Source organism: uncultured Aquimarina sp. (assembly GCF_947492405.1).
Lineage (GTDB): Bacteria > Bacteroidota > Bacteroidia > Flavobacteriales > Flavobacteriaceae > Aquimarina.
In genome coordinates, this window is record NZ_CANLMP010000003.1 from 115,636 (window position 1) to 136,603 (window position 20,968).

The 20,968-nt window shown below is 32.8% G+C and carries 18 protein-coding genes; 8 read left to right on the forward strand and 10 right to left on the reverse strand.

Annotated features, from left to right (window positions below; all coding sequences use genetic code 11):
• Positions 1-105 precede the first annotated feature (105 nt).
• From Q0829_RS12150 to Q0829_RS12170, 5 genes are all read right to left on the reverse strand, one after another.
• Positions 106-627 (reverse strand): dihydrofolate reductase family protein, encoded by a 522-nt coding sequence (locus Q0829_RS12150; protein ID WP_366893162.1) that lies wholly within the window; start codon positions 625-627, stop codon positions 106-108.
• A gap of 159 nt (positions 628-786) precedes the next feature.
• Positions 787-1,533, reverse strand: a complete 747-nt coding sequence (locus Q0829_RS12155) for a hypothetical protein (RefSeq protein WP_298543102.1) — start codon at positions 1,531-1,533, stop codon at positions 787-789.
• Positions 1,534-1,622: 89 nt separating this feature from the next.
• Positions 1,623-1,946, reverse strand: a complete 324-nt coding sequence (locus Q0829_RS12160; RefSeq protein WP_298543104.1) for a hypothetical protein — start codon at positions 1,944-1,946, stop codon at positions 1,623-1,625.
• Complete coding sequence (locus tag Q0829_RS12165) at positions 1,946-2,572, reverse strand: hypothetical protein (protein ID WP_298543106.1); 627 nt, start codon at positions 2,570-2,572, stop codon at positions 1,946-1,948. The genes Q0829_RS12160 and Q0829_RS12165 overlap by 1 nt, the downstream gene beginning before the upstream one ends.
• A gap of 237 nt (positions 2,573-2,809) precedes the next feature.
• The gene (locus Q0829_RS12170; protein ID WP_298543108.1) at positions 2,810-8,905 is read right to left on the reverse strand and encodes an MG2 domain-containing protein; all 6,096 of its coding nucleotides are present in this window, start codon (positions 8,903-8,905) and stop codon (positions 2,810-2,812) included.
• A 333-nt stretch (positions 8,906-9,238) separates the two neighbouring features.
• Between Q0829_RS12170 and Q0829_RS12175 the strand changes: the two genes are divergently transcribed.
• Complete coding sequence (locus Q0829_RS12175) at positions 9,239-10,591, forward strand: Mur ligase family protein (RefSeq protein ID WP_298543110.1); 1,353 nt, start codon at positions 9,239-9,241, stop codon at positions 10,589-10,591.
• A 2-nt stretch (positions 10,592-10,593) separates the two neighbouring features.
• On the opposite strand, the gene Q0829_RS12180 is transcribed toward Q0829_RS12175, so the two are convergent.
• From Q0829_RS12180 to Q0829_RS12190, 3 genes are all read right to left on the reverse strand, one after another.
• Entirely contained in the window at positions 10,594-11,193 is a 600-nt protein-coding gene (locus Q0829_RS12180; protein WP_298543112.1) for an FMN-binding negative transcriptional regulator, read from the reverse strand.
• A gap of 3 nt (positions 11,194-11,196) precedes the next feature.
• The gene (locus Q0829_RS12185) at positions 11,197-11,640 is read right to left on the reverse strand and encodes a DUF1569 domain-containing protein (protein WP_298543113.1); all 444 of its coding nucleotides are present in this window, start codon (positions 11,638-11,640) and stop codon (positions 11,197-11,199) included.
• 125 nt (positions 11,641-11,765) lie between these two features.
• Positions 11,766-12,218 carry a hypothetical protein gene (locus Q0829_RS12190; protein WP_298543118.1) on the reverse strand — a complete coding sequence of 151 codons (453 nt, stop codon included), beginning with the start codon at positions 12,216-12,218 and terminating at the stop codon, positions 11,766-11,768.
• A 228-nt stretch (positions 12,219-12,446) separates the two neighbouring features.
• Between Q0829_RS12190 and radC the strand changes: the two genes are divergently transcribed.
• Genes radC through Q0829_RS12220 form a run of 6 tightly spaced genes read left to right on the forward strand, consistent with a single transcriptional unit; the run spans position 12,447 to position 18,014 of the window.
• Complete coding sequence (gene radC / locus Q0829_RS12195) at positions 12,447-13,145, forward strand: DNA repair protein RadC (protein ID WP_298543121.1); 699 nt, start codon at positions 12,447-12,449, stop codon at positions 13,143-13,145.
• Positions 13,146-13,153: 8 nt separating this feature from the next.
• The gene (locus Q0829_RS12200) at positions 13,154-14,464 is read left to right on the forward strand and encodes a polysaccharide deacetylase family protein (RefSeq protein WP_298543123.1); all 1,311 of its coding nucleotides are present in this window, start codon (positions 13,154-13,156) and stop codon (positions 14,462-14,464) included.
• The gene (locus Q0829_RS12205; protein ID WP_298543125.1) at positions 14,445-15,134 is read left to right on the forward strand and encodes a YjjG family noncanonical pyrimidine nucleotidase; all 690 of its coding nucleotides are present in this window, start codon (positions 14,445-14,447) and stop codon (positions 15,132-15,134) included. Before Q0829_RS12200 ends, Q0829_RS12205 begins: the two co-directional genes overlap by 20 nt.
• Positions 15,135-15,181: 47 nt before the next feature.
• Positions 15,182-15,781 (forward strand): hypothetical protein, encoded by a 600-nt coding sequence (locus Q0829_RS12210; protein ID WP_298543126.1) that lies wholly within the window; start codon positions 15,182-15,184, stop codon positions 15,779-15,781.
• Positions 15,778-17,166, forward strand: a complete 1,389-nt coding sequence (locus Q0829_RS12215) for a DUF5723 family protein (protein ID WP_298543129.1) — start codon at positions 15,778-15,780, stop codon at positions 17,164-17,166. Before Q0829_RS12210 ends, Q0829_RS12215 begins: the two co-directional genes overlap by 4 nt.
• Positions 17,166-18,014 carry a hypothetical protein gene (locus Q0829_RS12220; RefSeq protein WP_298543131.1) on the forward strand — a complete coding sequence of 283 codons (849 nt, stop codon included), beginning with the start codon at positions 17,166-17,168 and terminating at the stop codon, positions 18,012-18,014. Before Q0829_RS12215 ends, Q0829_RS12220 begins: the two co-directional genes overlap by 1 nt.
• A 2-nt stretch (positions 18,015-18,016) precedes the next feature.
• Here the strand turns inward: Q0829_RS12220 and Q0829_RS12225 are convergent, their stop codons facing one another.
• The gene (locus Q0829_RS12225) at positions 18,017-19,294 is read right to left on the reverse strand and encodes a replication-associated recombination protein A (protein ID WP_298543133.1); all 1,278 of its coding nucleotides are present in this window, start codon (positions 19,292-19,294) and stop codon (positions 18,017-18,019) included.
• A 164-nt stretch (positions 19,295-19,458) separates the two neighbouring features.
• On the opposite strand from Q0829_RS12225, the gene Q0829_RS12230 reads away from it, so the two are divergent.
• A complete protein-coding gene (locus Q0829_RS12230; RefSeq protein ID WP_298543135.1) occupies positions 19,459-20,199 on the forward strand; it encodes a rhomboid family intramembrane serine protease in 741 nt (246 codons plus the stop codon).
• 13 nt (positions 20,200-20,212) lie between these two features.
• Here the strand turns inward: Q0829_RS12230 and rlmB are convergent, their stop codons facing one another.
• Positions 20,213-20,953, reverse strand: a complete 741-nt coding sequence (rlmB, locus tag Q0829_RS12235; RefSeq protein WP_298543137.1) for a 23S rRNA (guanosine(2251)-2'-O)-methyltransferase RlmB — start codon at positions 20,951-20,953, stop codon at positions 20,213-20,215.
• Between the last annotated feature and the right edge of the window lie 15 nt (positions 20,954-20,968).

Below are 20,968 nucleotides of genomic sequence, written 5' to 3' on the forward strand. Positions count from 1 at the left end.
TCAATGAGATTTATCTTGCTCTAATTACCTGCAATGTTCCTTGTATGTTACGTTTGTCTCCCGAAGGGAGCAAATGAACTATACACCTTTGTTGGGTACAGTTTTTTATTCTTTATTTATTTCGTAAACCATTTCCACCATTCCGTCCTTAAAGGCTGTTACATTTTTTAAATGCAACGGAATTTCCTTTCCAATGTAGTCAAAGAAGAGCGTTCCATTGCCCAAAAGTGTCGGGATTATTGTTATATTTATTTCATCCGCTAATCCAAAACGTAGAAATTCTTTTGTGAGCATAGTCCCACCAACCATCCAGATGTTTCTGAATTGGTTTTTTAGTTTGTCATTTACTATTTTGCTTAAGTCACCTGAAATGAACTGTACACTTTTTTTGTCAGATTCAAGTTCTCTTTCGGTCAGGACAAAAACAGGAATTTCTCCATAAGGCCAACCCAATTCAACAGCATGTTCATAAGTCCGAGAACCCATAACGTAACAGTCAATCGATTTAAGGAATTCCGAAATATATTCCTTGGTCAGTTCAACTCCTTTTTCGTAATTATCTTTTGAGTGCATCCACGAAATGCTTCCATCTTTTTTGGCTATAAAACCATCAAGACTTGAAACCATATGAATTGTAATTTTTGAATTTTTAGTGTGCATTTCTCAAATTGTGGCTAACGTTCTGTGTATGGCTTGTTGCGGAATTTTCCGAAGGAAAGATTCCGATGAATCACTAAGGTAGCAAAATTGCAATGAATTCCGTTTAAGGAATTCAGCCGCAATGAGCTATACACCTTGTTGTACACAGTTGTTTAATTTATTTTCAATTATTTCTATTTGATATTCCAAATTGTCAAATTCTTCAGCATAGGTTTTAATTATTTTCAATTCAGCTTTTGTTTTTCCGCACTCACCTTTACCAGCTAAACAAAATGATTTATGTATTCTGGCACCAACTTCTTGATATTTGTTTTTAGTATTTTTTAGCACGAAATTAGCTATTTCAATACCCTTTTGATATTCTCCAATATTATAATATTCCAAGCTTAAATTTGTGCCAGCAGATAAATAAGTTGAATCTGATACTGATAGAGATTGTTGAAAATAAGAAATAGATTTCTTGGGATTTTTCAAGTGACCATTAACTAATCCTAAGTTATTTAATATTGTAGGATTATCAGGCTCAATTTTAAGTGCTTCTAATAGCAATTCATTAGCTTTTTTGCTGTAGCCTTTTTTTCCATAATCTACTCCTTTTTCATTTAAGGCACTTGCTTTTTCTGATTTAAATTCATCATCAACAATAACAATTTGTTGAGTGTCATTCAGGTTAGTTCTTTCTTTACAAGACAAAATTAGAATTAATGTAAAAAAGTAAAATAGATTGCGATTCATAGCGGAAATCTTTAAGAGTAGAGAATTGTGGCTAACGTTTAATATATGCGTAGTAGCAGGGCAAAATGTTACCTTGCTTTTCGGTTTTTCTGCGAATTGATTGCTAACTTTTCCTTTCTGCAAGCATTGCGCCATCATAAATATACGACAACCATTCGATTGATCACCTAACTGCTATGATCATATATATAGTGTTGTAGGTAGTTCTATTTTTTTATTCATTCAATTTAGTGATCGACTTCACCTTCTTCTATTTCACCAACTTTAAATCCAAGAATTTCCGTTGCGATTTTTTTGAATTCAGTTTTCCATTCCGTCCACTCATTTAATTCCATATTAGCCGAAAATTGAAGCCCACTAGGTTCAACAGAGGCTAAAATAGATTTTTCTTCTTCGTTATAGCTAAACCAATATGGGATTCCGTTTTCTCCATTTCCATCTTTTCCAAATCCAATCCAGCCATTCATTTTTTCATAGATCAAGGGTATCTTATCCCAAATCTCTTTAGGTAAGTCATATCTTATATTCAAATTACATTCTTGATATTCCATTATTTTTTACCTTTTAAATTCCTAGATGATTTTTTTAAAGAGTCCTTTAAGAAATTCAATTCATTTGTAGTTTTATCTAAAATACTATCTAATCTCTTGGTAGATAAGTTTGAAATACTATCAGATATAATTAATACTTGTTCTTTTGTGATTAATTCAAGTTGATCGTTATGTTTTTCATCATCTTTAAAATAAGGGATTATTGCAAGAATAAAAGAAATAATCGCGATTAAAGTAGGAATCCAGAAGGATGGATTTTTAAGTTTATTATCCTTTTTAGTTAATTCTCGAGTATTTTGTTTATGTTCTTGCTCAGCTTGAATTTCTTTTTTTAGTGATTTGAAGTGTTCTTTGAAGGCTCCCTTAGATATAAACTTTTCGCACGCCACTTTTTCAAAGTTTACGATAGTCTTAATACCTGTTTTATATTCTTTAACTTTAATTAGTTGAAGTTTACTGCCATATTCACATAAAAAGTTATATAAATATTCAAAGTTAACTTCATCAATATTATATTCTTTTAGGTACCAGGAATCTTGATATTTAGTACCTTGATTCTCATATTTATGATGAAATATTTTATCAATTATTTTAATTTCATCTTCAGTCAAATCTTCTATCTCCATTGTCAAAATATTATTGAATATGCATTACCTACAGCATGTTTGTATAGTTATAAAAGGTAACCATAGATCTATTATATCTTTATTTTTAACCGTAGAATTAAACGTTTAATTCTACGACTAATTTTTATTTTATATTATGAAAGAACTATAAAATTCTTAACAAAACTACTAATCCACTCTTATGCTCAACATCTGCCTGTTTATATTGGTTAACCGACAGGCATTGAATACTGTTTGTTATTCCACCTTTACTCTAACTCCTTCAGAATGGCTGCTAAATTCTGGAGCATACATGCTTTGAATCGTAGTGATGCCGTTAGAGAAATCTCCTTTGTTGTTGACACGTAAGTCGTATTCAAAAACATATACTCCTTTTGGTAAATAATCAAAGAAGAAATTAGTAGAAGCATCTTTAGTACTTTCATAATATCCTAAACCATCTTGATACTTATATTGAGAGATCACATTGATAGGTTCTAATCCAGATGCTCGCATATCCTTCATATGCACAAATTCCATTGTTCGATCTGATCTTAATTCTATGCGAACTCTAACCAAATCCCCTAATTGTAATTTTGTTTTATTAGTTATTTCAGTAATCTCCTCACCAGTATCTGTATTCTTTTTTAGGAATAATTTTTTCTTTAGCTTTAATGGAGTTTCTGCAGATGTTATCTTATCCAAGTTTTCGAAATATTGCCAATACAATGCGCCCCAGGCAATCCCTTTTCCTTTTTTGGTGATTTTGGCTGTAGCCATATCTTCTTTTATTTCATTACCGTTCCAGGAAGTTTTAAAATATCCTGTTCCGGCTTCTACTTTTACATCACCCATCTGGTTTGGATCAATTTTTTTATCACCCAATACAATCTCCACCATGTCGGTTACAGATAACCAATCACTGCCTTGTAATAGTAAGGCATATACAGCTTCTGTAGTAGCTTTTGTGGTTTTCCAACGATTGGTCTGTTTATTTTTTAACAACCAAACCTTAAGATTATCTACAATCTCTGTTTTTTTAGGTTCTTGTTCAATTTCTGTAAAAACTTCAATCATCAACGCCTGGGTTTCTATCGGTGCTTGATACCAGTACCAACTTGCAGTATTCGATTTCCAATACATGCCTAGTTCTTCACTAGTGATACTTTTTTCATCTAATGATCTAATGATTTTGGTAGCTGTAGTAGTATCATTATTTCTATGTAATATTAGAGCGAGCATCCCTTGTGAGTATAAGCTTCTGTTTAGCCAATACTTTTTGGACTGTCCCATATAATACTCCCAAGCCTCGTTAGTATTTTTAGCTCTTTTGATATCAGAAAAGAAACTACGCATATACAAATAGTGAGTCTGTGTATAACTAAGATGGTCTTTATTGATGTCAATTTTATTTCGTTCACAATATTTCTTAAGTTCTTTATATTCTTTTACAAATTCCTGATCCAGATAGCGCACCGCTTTTTGAACCATATGCTGAGTCTTGCTTTCGAATTTAGTAACTTCTAGTTTTTTTAAGTGTCCAAAACCAGCCGCGATATGTTGTGTGATATAACGATTCTCTCGTCCTCCCTTAAACCAGGGAAATGCTCCTGAATTAAACTGTACTTGCTGTAATTTATTTAATGCACTCTGCAATTCGTTATTCATCTTATTAAGATCAAAAAGCAGTGCGATTCGTTTCTTTTGTTCGGTTTCGCTCTGCGCATCTCGTAACCAAGGAGTTTCTTGAATAATCAAAGACTTTAATTCCTGATTTTTTTCCAGATTACTTAAAAGAGCATCGGTGTTTTTCCATTGATTAAATACTTCCTGGATTCTTGGATTAGAATTGGCGATATGACTGGCCAACGAATTGGCATAATACCTAGAGAATGTTTGTTCTGCACATTCATACGGATATTCCATTAAGTAGGGTAGTGCTTGTACAGCATACCACGCAGGATTAGAAGTCATTTCTAATGTAAGCTTGTGGTTTTTTAGTGTCGTAGAGCTATTATCCTTTAACTTATCTAGCGTAAATGTTTTAGTTTGATTAGAACGTATCCACATCGGTAAGGTCTCTGTCACCATCATTCTGTTAGATAATACAGGTAATACATTCTGCTCGCCATCAGAGAAATCTCCCGCTTTAGCTATAATTTTATATTGAACCGTTTGTACATTGTCTGGAATCTGCAGTTCCCAAGATACATTGGTGTTTCCTGCGGCTTTTACAGAAAAATCTTGACGAATATTCGTGTTCTGTAAATCCGAATCAATAGACTTTCCTGTTAAGGCATCAATCAGTTGCAGTTCTATAATACCTATAAGGTCTTTGGTAGAAATATTAGAAACCTTGGAGCTAAGCGTAATCTTATCTCCTTCTCTTAAAAATCTTGGAGGATTTGGTAAGATCATTAATTCTTTCTGGGTAACTGTTTCTAATACTTGTGTGCCAGCATTCAATTCCTTGGTGTGAGCAAGTAGTTGTAATTTCCATTTAGTCAAAGCTTCTGGAGCTGTGAAATTGAAGCTTACATTACCTTCTGCATCAGTGGTCAACTTCGGAAAGAAAAAAGCCGTTTCCTGCAGGTTCTTGCGTATTTTGACACCTTCTAGTGATGGTTCTTCCTTTTTATCTTTTGTATTACTCTTATTTTCGGCACGATCTAATGAATCTGCTTTATTTTCTTCTTTCATAGCGCTTCCAGCTATAGCAACTTCTTCCATTTCTGCATCCTCTGCAACCATTTCCATAGAAGCCATTGGAGCAGGAGCTGATTTGCTCATTCTCATTCTCTTTTGAGATCCAAAACTATTGTAACGATAGCTTTGTCCGAAATACAATCCAAACCAGTTTAATTGATCATATCCTTGATAATAGAAGCCAGTATTGCGGGTATACCCGTTATGAATATTGAAATTTCCTTGCGTAAAACTTCTGGCAGCTTTTCGCTGCGAATATGAATAATAAATAGGTCTATTGATCGGATTGAAATACCATTGATGTGGTCTAAACTGATCTAAAGAAACATCATACATACTTGCTAACAATTCTGCAGTTACTTTGTCTCCTTTTGGACCTTTGACCGTAAAACTCCATGTTTCTTTTTGTCCTGGCTGTAGTTTATCTCTAAATGTTTTTGTTTCTATGGTAAGTTCTGTAGGTTCATAAGGAACTGCAATAGGCAATGTACCGCTTTGATATGCATTATAATTTGCAAAACTATAAGTAACCGCAAACCCACCTAAGTCTTCCTTGTTTACAGGAATTTTTATAGTTTTACTATTGTTCGATAGCTTAATAAGTTTAGTTTCGATAACCTTTTGATTCTTTTCTATATCAACTGTTATTGTGATATCTTCTGAACCAGAACTTAGTTTTAGTATCACTTCATCTCCTATACTATACGTACTCTTGTTTGTTGTAATTTCAAACAATTTGTTATCCGAAATCGTATTGTCAGATTGATCAAATACAGTAATATATTTGATGTCTTTCACTTTTTGCCCGAATTTGTCTTTAGTATCGAGCTCTACAATATAACTACCTGTTTCCCACTTTTTAATGTTCTCTAGTGATAGCTCTTGTGTGCCTTTTTCAGTGCCGTTAGAAGCAGTGGTATTGTAGTTCTTGTTAAAAACAATATTTCCCTTTTCCCAGCTTCTGAAATCATCTTCATTGCTATATGCATCATGAGGGAATAACTTCTTAAATTCTTCCTTTGTAAAGCTGTTATAATCCGGTGCTTTCCATGGGCGAGTACGCAATGGACAATCTGGAGCCTGTAACTTATGTATTTTTATAGTTCCACTATTTGCTATGAATTCATTGTTTAAATTTTGGGTAATGATGCTTAACGTATTATCCTTTTTATTTTTATCAATTTTGGGAATGATATTTATGGACGCGGTTAAGGCATGATATCCAACATTAACATAGGTAGTAGTGCTTCTTGTTTCTCCATTAATATCTGTTACATCTGCAGTTACTTTATAGGTAAAAATCGGTTGATTATCTTTTGAAACGCTTTTATCTGGTAGCGCAGCGAATGTGATATTATATTCACCAGTATCATTAGTCTTGGTTTCTCCGTGTGTGATTTCTTGTTCTTCAGTTCTGTTTCTTGGAAACCAATAACACCAGCGTGGATATTGCACTTGTCTATATACGCGATATACTACTTTAGCATCAGTAATATTACTTCCTGCATAAGCGGTGGCGGTTCCTGTTACTTTTATACTGTCATTAATTTTATATGTTTCAGTAACCGGGTTAAATTTTGTTTCGAATTTAGGACGTTTATACTCTTCTACAGAGAATGAAATACTGTTATAATTATTTGTTTGGATGCTATAGTTACCAGTTAAGCCTGAGGATGGTAAAATAAATTCACCCGTAAAGGAACCGTATTCATTGGTAGTAAAATTCAATAACTTCACTTCCTGTCCGTTTACATCAATCAGTTTTGCATATGTTGGACTGTTAGCTACTACTTTGGGATCTTCTTTTCCTACAGATTCCATCATGATTCCTTTAAAATAGACCGTTTGTCCTGGTCTATATATACTTCGGTCTGTAAAGAGAAAAGACGTTTGTCTGATACTGATATCAGGTCGATTGCTACCGGTATACTGATTAAGATATAATCCACTAAAATAAGCTTTGTCAGTTTCTTTACTTACTGTTGCTAAAACATTATAATAATAACCTTCTTTAGAAAAAGAAGCTTCTCCTTTTTCGTCAGTAGTCAAGGTTTGATTTAAACTATTTCTTCCGTTTTTAGAAACCAATTTTATAATGGCTTTAGGAATCGGATCACCATTATTTCTATCAATTATCTGAAATTTTGTTTCGCTTGCTGTTTTATTTTCGACTAGGGTGATGTTGGTGACCTGAAGATTTCCAAAAGAAAAAGTATGTTCTTCACTTAGGTCTTTTTTGGTTGAACCAACGATAATATAACTTCCTTGTTCTAATTCGGGAACTGCTATTTCAGTAGTATGGTTTTGATAATCTTTTTCGTCACGAATTGTGGAACTCCAAGAATTGACTACAGATAGTTTATTCAAAAAAGCAATTTTCTCCTTATCCTTATAAATTTCCTGAAATGATTTTAATTGACTTTGTTTTACTTTTAAAACTTTAAAATATAATAACTCTAGATTTCTATAATTTACCAGAATTTTTGATGGTTTGTTAATTGGGATATAGTTTTCCAGTTTTATAGAATTTAACTGTTTCTGAAGAATTTGATCTTTTAAATAGGCACAATTGTTAGCTCCTCTGGATTTTGGATACTTCGCAATTGCCTTTTCACAAACCTTCAGGGCTTTCTGGAGCGTCCATCGATGTGTCTCATTTTCGGTTGGGATATATGTTGCAGCTTGTGTTTGATAAAGCGCAGCAATTTCATAATCATAAAGGGTAGAAGAAGCATTATTTTGATGCTTTTCTTTTTCTGAAATAAAAGCAGCTAGTAATAGATCTTGTTTGTCATTGAATACAGCATTGTCATGGATAAACTTTAGACGTTCTATATTTACTTCAATTAAGGCATCAGGTTGCTTATCTCTTTTATGAAAGTTAATGAGGTTTTGATATATTTTTAATGCGTGAAATTGTAATGATAATGAATCTTTAGTTGTGATATTCAGTCTAGAAAATTCCTCGTAACTCTTTAAATAATCAGGAGAATTTATCTCAAATGCATATGCCGGTTTAGTAATATTGGTTTCTGAAGTTTTATAAAACGCTAGCCCATTGTGTGATAAAAAATCAAAAAGCGTAGGTCTATAGATTTTTGAATCATTTGATAGAGAAAGGATATCATTGAATTCTGCAAGATCTGTTTGTTGAGCTAGTAGACCATTGTCCAATGATTTCTGATAATAGAGATGGATTTCTTCAAATAAAGTTTCTAAATCCCAAGTCCTAAAATCTTCGGCATCTACTTTTTCAGAAGTTTTAGTCCTGTTATAGAATTGCCATCGATGTTCCTGAAAATATTGCCAATATAGATTAGCTAAAATGCTTTCTAAAATATTTCTTCTAGGAAATTCGCTATTCTCGATTTCACTTTTAAATTCCTTGATGATATTTAATTGTGCATTTTCTTCTAGTACCAAATTATATTTAGCCTTGTAGAGTAATGCTTTAGTAATTTGATTCGTATTATTAGCTTTTTTAGCATTTGTGTGAATCATTTCTACAACTTCTAAAGAAGATTTAGGAAGCCCTTGTTGGTCAAAATCTTTTACTTTTTTCCAATCGTTTTGATAGTTGTCTTGAGCCATCATATAATTTAGGTTTGTAATAAAGAGTATGAAAACAAGAATGATATATTTTTTCATCTGTTTGATTTTTTGTGTTTGTTAAAACAATAATACAAGTCCTATACCAATATTTATTGAATAAAAAACTTGAATAAAGTAAATAACTATATAAAGCTACATAATTGCAACGATAAATTAGGGAAAACCTTATTTTGTTTAGTGAAATAGGTTAGTTTTTGAGTGTGAGAATTCTTGGTTGGACAAGACGATATTAGTGAGAGATGGCTTTACAAGATTGGTTGATTGAAAAAAATAAATTTCGAAAATTAATAAGCTTTTGTTTTATCGTAAATCATAATTCTTACTTCACAATTAATTTTATCTTTACTCTTTCTAATCAAGAATATAATTATGCGTGTACATTTTATTGCTATAGGAGGTAGTGCTATGCACAATCTTGCTATGGCGTTGCATCAAAAGGGAGATCAGGTAACCGGAAGTGATGATGTGATTTTCGAACCTTCAAAATCAAGATTAGATCGATATGGATTATTACCCGAAGTATTTGGTTGGGATCCCAAAAAGATTACAGAAGATATTGATGCTATTATTCTTGGAATGCATGCCAAGGAGGATAATCCAGAATTAAATAAAGCACAGGAATTAGGGTTGAAAATATACTCGTATCCAGAATTTTTGTATGAACAATCTAAGAATAAAACGCGAGTAGTAATTGGTGGTTCTCATGGTAAAACTACCATAACTTCTATGATCTTACATGTATTGCATTATCACGAAAAGGAAGTGGATTATATGGTGGGTGCTCAATTGGAAGGTTTTGATACTATGGTACACCTAACAGAAGATAATGATTTTATGGTTCTAGAAGGTGATGAATATCTTTCTTCTCCTATAGACAGAAGACCTAAATTTCACCTATATCAACCCAATATTGCATTGATAAGTGGTATCGCCTGGGATCATATTAATGTATTTCCAACATTTGATAATTATGTAGAACAGTTTCAGGTTTTTGTGGACAGTATTGTTCGTGGAGGAAGTATAAACTATAATGCAGAAGATCCTGAAGTAGTTAAAGTGGTTGAAAACTCAGAAAATCAGATCCGTAAAATACCATATACTACACCAGAATATAGAGTAGATAATGGAGAAACTTTATTGCATACTCCAGAAGGGGAGATGCCTATTGAGGTTTTTGGAGCGCATAATTTAAGTAATTTGGCTGGTGCTAAATGGATTTGCCAGCATATGGGAATTGATGAAGATGAGTTTTATGAGGCTATTGCATCTTTTACTGGAGCTTCTAAAAGGTTGGAGAAAATTGCAGAGAGTTCTAATGCTGTTGCTTATAAGGATTTTGCACATAGTCCGTCAAAAGTAAGTGCAACAACCAATGCGGTTAAGGAGCAATATAAAGATAGACAAGTAGTTGCTTGTCTTGAGTTACATACATATAGTAGCCTTAATGCGGAGTTTTTAAAGGAATATGAGGGGGCACTAAATGCTGCTGATGAGGCTGTAGTGTTTTACTCACCACATGCTGTGAAAATTAAACAGTTAGAAGAGGTTTCTGTAGATCAGATAGAACAAGCTTTTAAGAGAGATGATCTTATCATTTATACCAATCCAGATGAATTTAAATCGTATTTAAAACAAAAGGATTTTACCGATTCTGCCTTGTTACTTATGAGTAGTGGTAATTATGGAGGATTAGATTTTGATGAGGTGAAAGAAATGATTTAGATTTAAAAATGCTTCTCAAACAATTCATTCACAAAATTAGCAATGTCCTTCTGATTGTTTTTAATTAGTTCTTGTTTAGCATTTTCAATATCTGCGGGTATTTTATCTTGACTAAGTTTAAATTTTCCTTCCCATTGCTGTACGTTAATCTCAAAACAATGTATATAAGGAACTAAACGATCCATACGTGGGTCTTCTATTGATAATTTAAAATTTTGATCAGGAGTCTCTAGAAACTCCGTCATTGTGACCATAGATTTTTTTATAGATTCAGGATCTGTAATTTCTTTTACAATCCCCGTTGCATGTGCGATGATATAATTCCAGGTGGGTAATTGTTTTGTGGTATAAATAGATGGTGAAATATAAGTTTGAGGTCCTTGAAAAACGGTAGTGATCGGGTAGTCTTCTTTTAATAATTTTACGTGCGGATTATTAGCATCAATATGCCCCACAAGTTTATCTTCATGAAATATAAGAGGAGCATGAGTGATAAAAGGTTTTGTTCCTTGTGCAGAAATTATGGTAGCAAATGGATATGCAACTGCTACACTTTTAATATTCTCTACATCATAATCTTGGTGATATTTTGGTGGATACACAAACTATATATTAAACTGTTGTAAATGATGATCCAGATGCTTGTATTGCATTTTACCCCATTGATCTTTTGTGAATTTTCCGAACATAGGATGTGGATCCCACTCAGAAACAGTTCTTTTTTCTGAGAATTCGTTTACCAGTTTTAATAAAGCCTGTTTTTCTTCTTCAAAAACCTTTGGATCTACTACTTTAAGTTTTGGATGTGTTGGTAGACTTTTTTTCCAAGGTTTGTCATTGTACATTGCTTTTTTAAAGAACAATTTAGCTAATAAACTAGGTTTCATTGGTGGATGCTCTTTTTTCAAAGCGATTTTAAGCGGAAATTGACAGTGATAGAACATCTGAGAAATATCCATCTTACCCCATGTTGGAGCACTGTTGTTAGACAACTTATGAATACGATCTTCTATTTCGTTTTTTACAGCTTTATCAAAGAGGGATTTCATATCTAAATATTGTTTAATATCCAATACCCAAAAATAACGGAATTATTTTAAAAATTGGATATAGAAACCCTAAGCTATTATTAAATAACTTTCTAACGAAACTAAAAAAGCAAATGGATTTTGCTCTAACCTACTTTTTCAAAGACAAGTTTTAGAATACCCTCCAAATCGCCATTAGCCGAAATGTCTGCAGGTGTTCCTAAATTAATCATAAGGGACTGATCTTTGATTTTTCCCTGCAAAAAGTATTGAAAAGTACTTCCAAATTTAAACTTAAATCCTTTTAACTCACTACCAAATGAGGTGAAAGTAACTTCGCTTTGCTCATCATTACTTTTTCCTTCAGCAAAAGCACTAATAGTAGCGTAAAAAACATCTTTAAGCATATCATCACTGTAATAATCCCACTTAATTGATGTTCCATTACAAGCTTGTAACTCGAACTCTGATTGGGCTTGACATCCTCTTGGTACTTGTATGTGATTTCCTACTAGGTTTAAAAAGCTAATACGTTTCTTGTCTTGTCCATAGAAACTAATAGTCGCGAATAATAATACGAAAGTAAAAATGTTCTTCATAAATAGGTTAATTTGAAGTTGTTAAATTCAATGTTTTTAGATTATGGGTGGTCAAATATAGTAAAACTTTCATTTTCAAACAAATATATGTTTGGTCAATGTGTAAATATAAACATGCTAAACAATATTTGTTGGTATATTTTGGACAATAATATCTTGTATTTGAGATAAATAGTTTATACTTATGTCATAAAGTGTTTAGGGAATAAAACTGTGTTAAAAAAAATTATGAGTGAGTATAATTCTTCATTTTCTATCAGGGAATGGAATGAAAATGATCGTCCAAGAGAGAAATTAATGGTTAAAGGGAAGAATGCACTTAGTGATTCTGAATTGATTGCTATTTTAATAGGTTCGGGAAATCGCGATGAGAGCGCCGTAGCATTAAGTAAGAGGATTTTAGCTAGTGTAGATCATCAAATTAATTCATTAGGAAAACTATCGGTAAAGCAGTTGATGAGTTTTAAAGGTATAGGAGAAGCAAAAGCAATTACTATTGTAGCAGGACTGGAATTGGGTAGAAGGAGGAAGGAAGAAGGCGATCCTGTGATGTCTAAAATCACAAGTAGTAAAGACGCGTATAGTATTCTCAATCCTTTTATAGGAGATTTAGATCATGAGGAGTTTTGGGTACTTTATTTGAATAACTCAAATAAAGTATTGCGAAAAAAGCAGATCAGTATTGGGGGTAAGACAGGGACATTAGTAGACCCAAGAATTGTATACAGATATGCCTTAGAGTTTGGTGCAACTTCTATAATCTTAGCTCATAATCATCCTAGTGGATCGTTAATTCCCAGTGCATCAGATAAAACATTAACTCAAAAGTTGAAGCAAGCTGGAGTAAGTTTGGATATAAAATTATTAGATCACTTGATAATAACAGAAAAGGAGTATTTTAGCTTTGCAGATGAAGTAATACTATAATCACAAGTATGCTATTAGTTTATGTTCAAAAAATAACTCCCAGAGTATCTTATACGTTTCGGCATATCTGTAAACGAATTTTAGGCTTGGAGGTAGATTTTACCTCTAAAATAGAGTCATTCATTGCACATGATGGACCTAAACTGTCATATGGTAAACAGCCGTTGGGAAAAGAGCTTTATTTTCAGAGTGTTGATTTGCTGTTTGAACATGGATTTAATGAGGTGGATGTTCAAGTTTTTCCTTGGGAAGATACTCAGTGTTTTTTTCAGGTAAAACATGCCAATGCGGTATTACCATTCGATATTTTTGCAGCTACATTTTATCTTTTAACCAGATATGAGGAATATCTTCCGCATGTAAAAGATGAACTTGGGAGGTTTACTGCTACAGAAAGTATAGCTTACGCGAACGGGTTTTTGGAAGAACCGGTTGTCGATATATGGGCATATAGATTCAAAAATGTTTTAAAAGAGAAATATCCGAATATAGGATTTAAAGAAAAGCAATTTAGTGTTCTTCCTATTTTATATGTAAACCAAACCTTTGCTTATTGGCAAAAAGGAATTTTAAGATCAATAGGTGGAGGAATAAGGGATCTTTGGCAATTAAAAATCAATGAAGTAACTGATAGAATCAAGGTGATGTTAGGATTGAAAAAAGATCCTTACAATACTTTTGATTTTATTATTGATTTACAAAAAAAGAACGTCAGGAAGTGCATTATGTTTTTCGGTCTGGGTGATTATACAAATTATGAGAAAAATATCAATCATAATAATCCTGAACATAGAGGGATCATTAAACATGTTTCAGATTATATAGATATTGGTCTTAAGGTGTCTTATGAAGCTATTTCTGATTTAGGAGTACTAAAAAAAGAGAAAATGAGAATTGAGAATATTGTAAATAGACAGTTGCAATATTCATTATGTGCTTTTTATAAAATAAAATTACCTGAAGCTTACAGAAACTTTATTGAATTAGAAGTCAAAGAAGACTATTCTATGGGGTATCCGGGATACTCTGGTTTTAGAGCAGGCACTTGTACCCCTTTTATGTTTTACGATCTTGATTATGAGGTGCAAACACCTCTAGTGATACATTCTTTTTGTTGTACACCCAAAAGTTTTGAAAATGCCGAAAATGAATACGCTGTAAAGCAAGAGCTAAATGCTTACATAGAAAAAATTAAAAAGGTAAACGGATTGTTCATTCCGGTTTTTAGTAATGGTTTGTTTAGTGAGCTCAATGAACAAACCTATTGGAAATCAATATTGGAATTTATTTGGAATAAAGATGAAAATAGAAAAACTTGATCACATATTTTTTGATTTGGATCATACACTTTGGGATTTTGATAAAAATTCGGCTTTGGCATTTCAACTAATGTTCGATAAATTCGAAATTAAGATTCCTATCGATGAATTTTTATTGATATACCAGCCAATAAATTTACGGTACTGGAAATTATATAGGGAGGAACAAGTAACCAAAACAGAACTTCGTAGAGGACGCCTTATAGAGTCATTTGCTGGTTTAGGCAAACAATTGTCATTAGAGGTTATAGATGCTTTATCTGATGATTATATTAATTTTTTACCGCTTAACAATTATTTGATTGATGGCGCAAAAGAATTGTTAGAATATTTAATGCCAAAATATCAATTGCATATCATTACTAATGGTTTTAAAGAGGTGCAGCACACAAAACTTTCTAATGCTAAAATCAGCCATTATTTTAAGACCATAACCAATAGTGAAGAGGTTGGTGTTAAAAAACCTAATCCGATTATTTTTGAACATGCTCTAAAGGTTTCCGGTGCTGATATTGATAAGAGTTTGATGATTGGAGACAATTATGAAGCAGACATTGTAGGTGCAGAAACTATGGGAATCAGAACAATATGTTTTAACTATCATCAAGAACAATTACCAGCAAAAGCTATACAAGTTTCATCATTAAATCAGATAAAAACTTACATTTAGTAATAAATATTTGTATATTTTCGTTATTACTAAACAACTCCCCCCAGATGAAAACAAAAAAAACCTATGCATTGCTGCTATTTATTGGCGCAATTTTGATAACAACTTCTTGTGTTAAGGAGTTAGATTTTGAGCAACTTGATGAAGTTGTTCTTACTCCTGTGTTTGAAGCAGATTTTATTTATTCAGAATTTGATGTAGAAGATTATATTCCTCAAGGGACTCCTTCAAATACTGAATTTACAATTCCTCCAGAAGTTTTACGGGATACTATAAACTACGATTTAGTAGGTACGGATTTTGCCATAGATAATTTAGATAGGGTAGAGTTAACCATGGAGGTTCGTAATACGATACAAAGAGCATTTACGCTTCAGTTTCAGTTTTTAACGCAAACAGGTCAGCCGATTGGACAACTATATAGTATTGAAGTACGAGCAGGATTAGGAGAAGGAACAGAACCGGTTGTTTCTCCTCAGCCAGGTGATCCTAATAATCCAATAGTTTTAGATAATGCTACCTTAAATCAATTAGCTTCTGCTCAAAAAATAGCAACGGAGATTATTGTTCCAACTTTAAATTCTGATCTAAGGGGAGCTTTGCAGATAAGATCAAAGGCTAGTTACTATGTAAATTATCAATTATGAGAATCCTACTATGCCTTTATATAGGTTTATTGGGATGCTCATTATATTCTCAGAATAAAGAAACCTTATACGATTTTACAGATTTGCCCCAATCATTAATGCTTAATCCGGGTGCAGATATAAACTTCAAGTATCACGCTGGAGTGCCTTTTCTGTCTCAGATACATGTTAATGTTGGGTTTAAAGGAGCTTCGATTTACGATGTTTTTGCTGATGATGGTAGAGATATAAATGATAAGATAGAAAATACAATAAACACGTTGGGGAGTAATGATTTTTTTACACTAACACAGCAATTGGAGATCATTAATTTTGGTTGGAGAAGTAAAAAAGATACTAATTTATACTATTCTGGAGGGATATATCAGGAGCTTGATCTGATTGTTTATTTTCCAAAAGATTTTGCGGTATTAGCTTATCAGGGAAATCAGGATTTTATTAATGTTCCGTTTCGATTTTCGAATATTAGCGCTACAGGAGAATTCTTGACAGTTTACCATTTTGGCTATAATAAAAAAGTAAATAAGAAGCTTACATTTGGAGCCAGAGCAAAGCTCTATTCTAGTATTTTTAATTTTAGAAGCACAAAAAACAGAGGAACCTTTACTACTATAGAAACTCCTCAGGGAAATAACATATATCAACATATCATTAGTAATGCGGATGCTAGTTTACAAACAGCTGGATATGCTTCTTTACGGGATATTGAATCTGAAGATAATGCTGATGGGGCAAAACAAGTGCTTAATAAGTTTTTGGGTAGAGCATTTCTAGGAGGAAATTTAGGTGTTGGTGTGGATATTGGATTTAGTTATAAATTAGAAGATCAATGGACTATTACGGGTAGTATGACTGATTTAGGTATGATTTTTTATACAAAAGATGTTGAAACTTATAGAGCAAGAGGAAGTTTTGTTTTTGAAGGATTAGAGACTCCAATTACAGATGATAATGGTCAGGATATTTTAGACGAATTAGAAGAGGCAATACCTATTGATACTTTAAATACCAGTTATACGGCCTTACGTCCTCTTAAACTAAACGGTTCTATTAAGTATTCTTTTAATAGGTATGTAGGTGATGGTTGTGATTGTCAAGATTCACCGTATCAAGATGCCTTTGGATTTCAGTTGTTTACCCAGTTTAGACCTAAAAGGCCTCAGTACGCGGCATCATTATTTTATTATAAGAGATTATCTAATTTTCTGAAAGGAAAAGTTACATACACCGTTGATGATTATTCCTATAAGAACATTGGTTTGCTACTATCTACCCATATTAACAAAATTAATTTCTATATTTCGGCAAATAATCTTTTAGAATATTCTAATCTTGCAGACGCCAGGGGAGCATCTGTTCAATTAGGATTTAATGTAATAATGTAATGAATATAACACGTATTTTATTTTTTGGGCTTGCATTTTTCTTTACTATCAACTTTTCTGCTCAGCAGAGTGTGAATGATTATAAATATATCATTGTCCCAGAAGGGTATGTGTTTTTAAAGGAAAATGATGGATATCAGTTAAACTCATTGACAAAATTTTTATTTAAAAAATATGGCTTTACTGCTTTCATGCGAGGAGATGAATTGCCTGATGATCTAAAAAGAAATGGATGTAAGAGTTTAAGAGCTAACGTTAAAAAGAAACCAGGATTATTAAAGACAAAACTTATTGTTGATTTGATTGATTGTAATGGTGAAATCATTTTTAGTTCTAAAGAGGGGATCAGTAGAGAAAAAGATTTTAAGAAATCCTATCATGAGGCTCTTAGAGATGCGTTTAAAGATGTAGAGTACTTAAATTACAAGTATAATGGCAAACAGGAGAATTCTTTGGAGAATGAAAATAATTCAGTTCAGCAGCCAAAGGTTTCGGCTCAACCAGCCGTGCAAGAAGAAGCTCCGATAAGTAAAAGTGATAAGGTAGAGAAAATAAATGAAGATATATCATCAAAAAAAATACCAGTAACAAAAGCAGTTTCTTTCACATATAATGAAGAAACATTTTTCTTTGAAAGTGAAGTGTACGGCTTTGAGTTAATGCAAAAGAAAGATTCGAAATCTACTTCTATTGGAAAAGTGTTTAAGTCAAGTAGGAAGAATAATTATATTATACAAGCAGGTGATCTAAGTGGAATCGGATATTTTGATGCATATGGGAATTTTGTCCTGGAACGAATTAACCCAGTAACTAATAAGTTGATTACTGATATTTTTGCTCGTCAGTAATTCTAGTAATTGTATTTATCACCCCATCTTGATTTTAGAAAAGCTCTTAGTGCATTTTCACGCTGATTATTGCCAGGTTCATAAAGTTTTGTATTTTCTATAGATTCAGGAAGAAATTCTTGATGAATAAAATTATTGTTATGATCGTGGGCGTATTTGTAATCCTCACCATAACCTAATTCTTTCATTAATTTAGTTGGCGCGTTTCTTATGTGTAAAGGAACAGACAAATCCCCGGTTTGTCTCACCAACTGTTGAGCTTTATTAATAGCCATATATGACGCATTGCTTTTTGGCGAAGTTGCCAGATACACAGCACATTGACTTAATACGATTCTGGCTTCGGGATAACCGATAGTAGTAACTGCCTGAAAAGTATTATTAGCCATGATCAATGCTGTAGGGTTGGCATTGCCAATATCTTCGGATGCTAATATAAGCATTCTGCGAGCTAAGAACTTTAGATCTTCTCCTCCTTCTATCATGCGAGCTAACCAGTAGATCGCTGCATTTGGATCACTTCCTCTAACAGATTTTATAAATGCTGAAATGATGTCATAATGTTGCTCTCCTGTTTTGTCGTACCTAACCGTGTTCTGTTGTACAAGTTTTAAAACAAGATCGTTAGTAATTATAATCTCATCCTGATCTTGACTGGAGACTATTAATTCGAAAATATTTAATAATTTTCTGGCGTCTCCACCACTTAATCTAAGTAATGCTTCGGTTTCCTTAAGTTTTATCTTCTTTGATAGTAAATATTCATCTTGTTGCATTGCCCTATTAAGCAAAGCCTCCAATTCTTTTTTCCCAAAAGGATTAAGAACATATACCTGACAACGGGATAGTAAAGCAGGAATTACTTCGAAGCTTGGATTCTCTGTAGTGGCTCCTATTAATGTGATCCAACCTTTTTCTACAGCTCCTAATAAAGAATCTTGTTGAGACTTACTAAAACGATGAATCTCATCAATAAATAAGATTGGGTTTTTGGAGGTAAATAAACCACCACTTTGCTTTGCTTTATCAATTACTTCACGTACTTCTTTTACGCCACTGTTAATAGCGCTTAGAGTGTAGAAGGGCCTATCCGACTCGTTCGCAATGATATTAGCTAGGGTAGTCTTACCTACACCAGGAGGCCCCCAAAGAATTAAAGAAGGAATAATTCCTTTTTTAATCTGTTTAGTTAGCGAACCATCATCACCAATTAAATGTTCTTGGCTTAGATATTCTTCTAAAGATTTAGGACGTATTCTTTCTGCTAGTGGTTTATTCATAATCACAAAGGTACTAAAGTGAGTTAAGCAGATATGTGATAATTAGTAACTTTATTATTTGTATGATTAGGTTATGACAACTTTATACGATTTTAATATTCGAATTACTGACAAATTAGCGGAGTTTGGTTTTTGGATGGTTTTTTGATTTGTATCCAATACTTATGGAAAGAAGTAATCATTTTAAATTTAGTACAGGAGTTATTGGATATCCATTATTATTTGTATTGGTCATCTGGATTACTTTTTGGTTCGAAATTCGTTTTGGCTTTGATTTTAATCATTTTGGAGTATATCCTAGAACTCTAATTGGGTTGCGCGGGGTGCTTTTTTCTCCTTTTATTCATGGAGATTTATCACATCTATGGCATAATACTTTACCATTATTAATTTTATCGATGGCGCTTTTTTTCTTCTATCCAAAAAATTCTTGGAAGGTGTTATTCTTAGGGTTTTTGTTTACCGGTATTATGACTTGGTTTTTAGGGCGACCAGCAAATCATATCGGAGCCAGTGGAGTTATTTATATGCTTTTTGGTTTTCTGTTTTTTAAAGGAATAATAGCAAAACATTTTAGATTAATAGCATTGTCGTTTATAGTAGTCTTTATTTATGGAAGCATGATTTGGTATACACTACCTGTTGATCCAAAAATCTCCTGGGAAGGGCATTTATCGGGTTTAATAATTGGTGTTTTATTAGCTTTTTTGATAAAAAAAGGAATCGCTACGCCAAAAACTTACTATTGGGAATCTTCAGATTATAACCCAGATGATGATGAGTTTTTAAAACATTTTGATGAAGATGGTAATTTTATAGAAAAATTACCTGAAGATGAAGTAGAAGATAACATGGAGATCATATATGAATATAAGCCTAAAGATGATTCCTCTAAAGAGAATTAATAGTGTTGATTAGTTAGTTCTTCATTCTTTGTCTAATAGATTCGTATAAGAAGACACCACAGGCAACAGAAACGTTTAAAGAGGCTATTTCTCCATACATAGGTAATTTAGCCATGTGATCGGCGATCTTTAATACAGAATTAGATATTCCTTTTCCTTCACTACCCATTACTATTGCAGTAGGAGTGGTTAAATCCACATCATAAATAGGGGAAGACGCTTTTTCTGTTGCAGCAACTATTTGAATGCCTGATGCTTGTAAATAAAACATAGCATCTTTTATGTGATCGACTTTACAAATAGGGATTTTGAATATGGCACCTGCGGAAGTCTTTACAGTATCTGCGCTTACAGGAGCTCCACCTTTTTTCTGAATAATTATTCCGTGTACTCCAGTACATTCGGCAGTTCTAATGATTGCTCCAAAATTACGAACATCAGATAATTGATCAAGAATCAAAAATAGAGGAGCTTTACCAGATTCGAAAACCTTTAGTACTAAGCTTTCTAAATCTTGAAATTCAATGGGTGCTATATGCGCGACAACTCCTTGATGATTTTTACGAGTTAGTCGATTAAGCTTTTCTATAGGTACAGAAGAAAAGCTAAGATTTTCTTTTTTAAGCAGACTCATCAACTCTTTGGCCAGTTCTCCTTGTAAACCTTTCTGAATAAAAAGTTTATCAATGGTTTTACCAGAGTTGATTGCTTCGATAACCGCTCTTATTCCAAAGATTTGTGATTCGTTTTTCATGAATATGAATAAGAT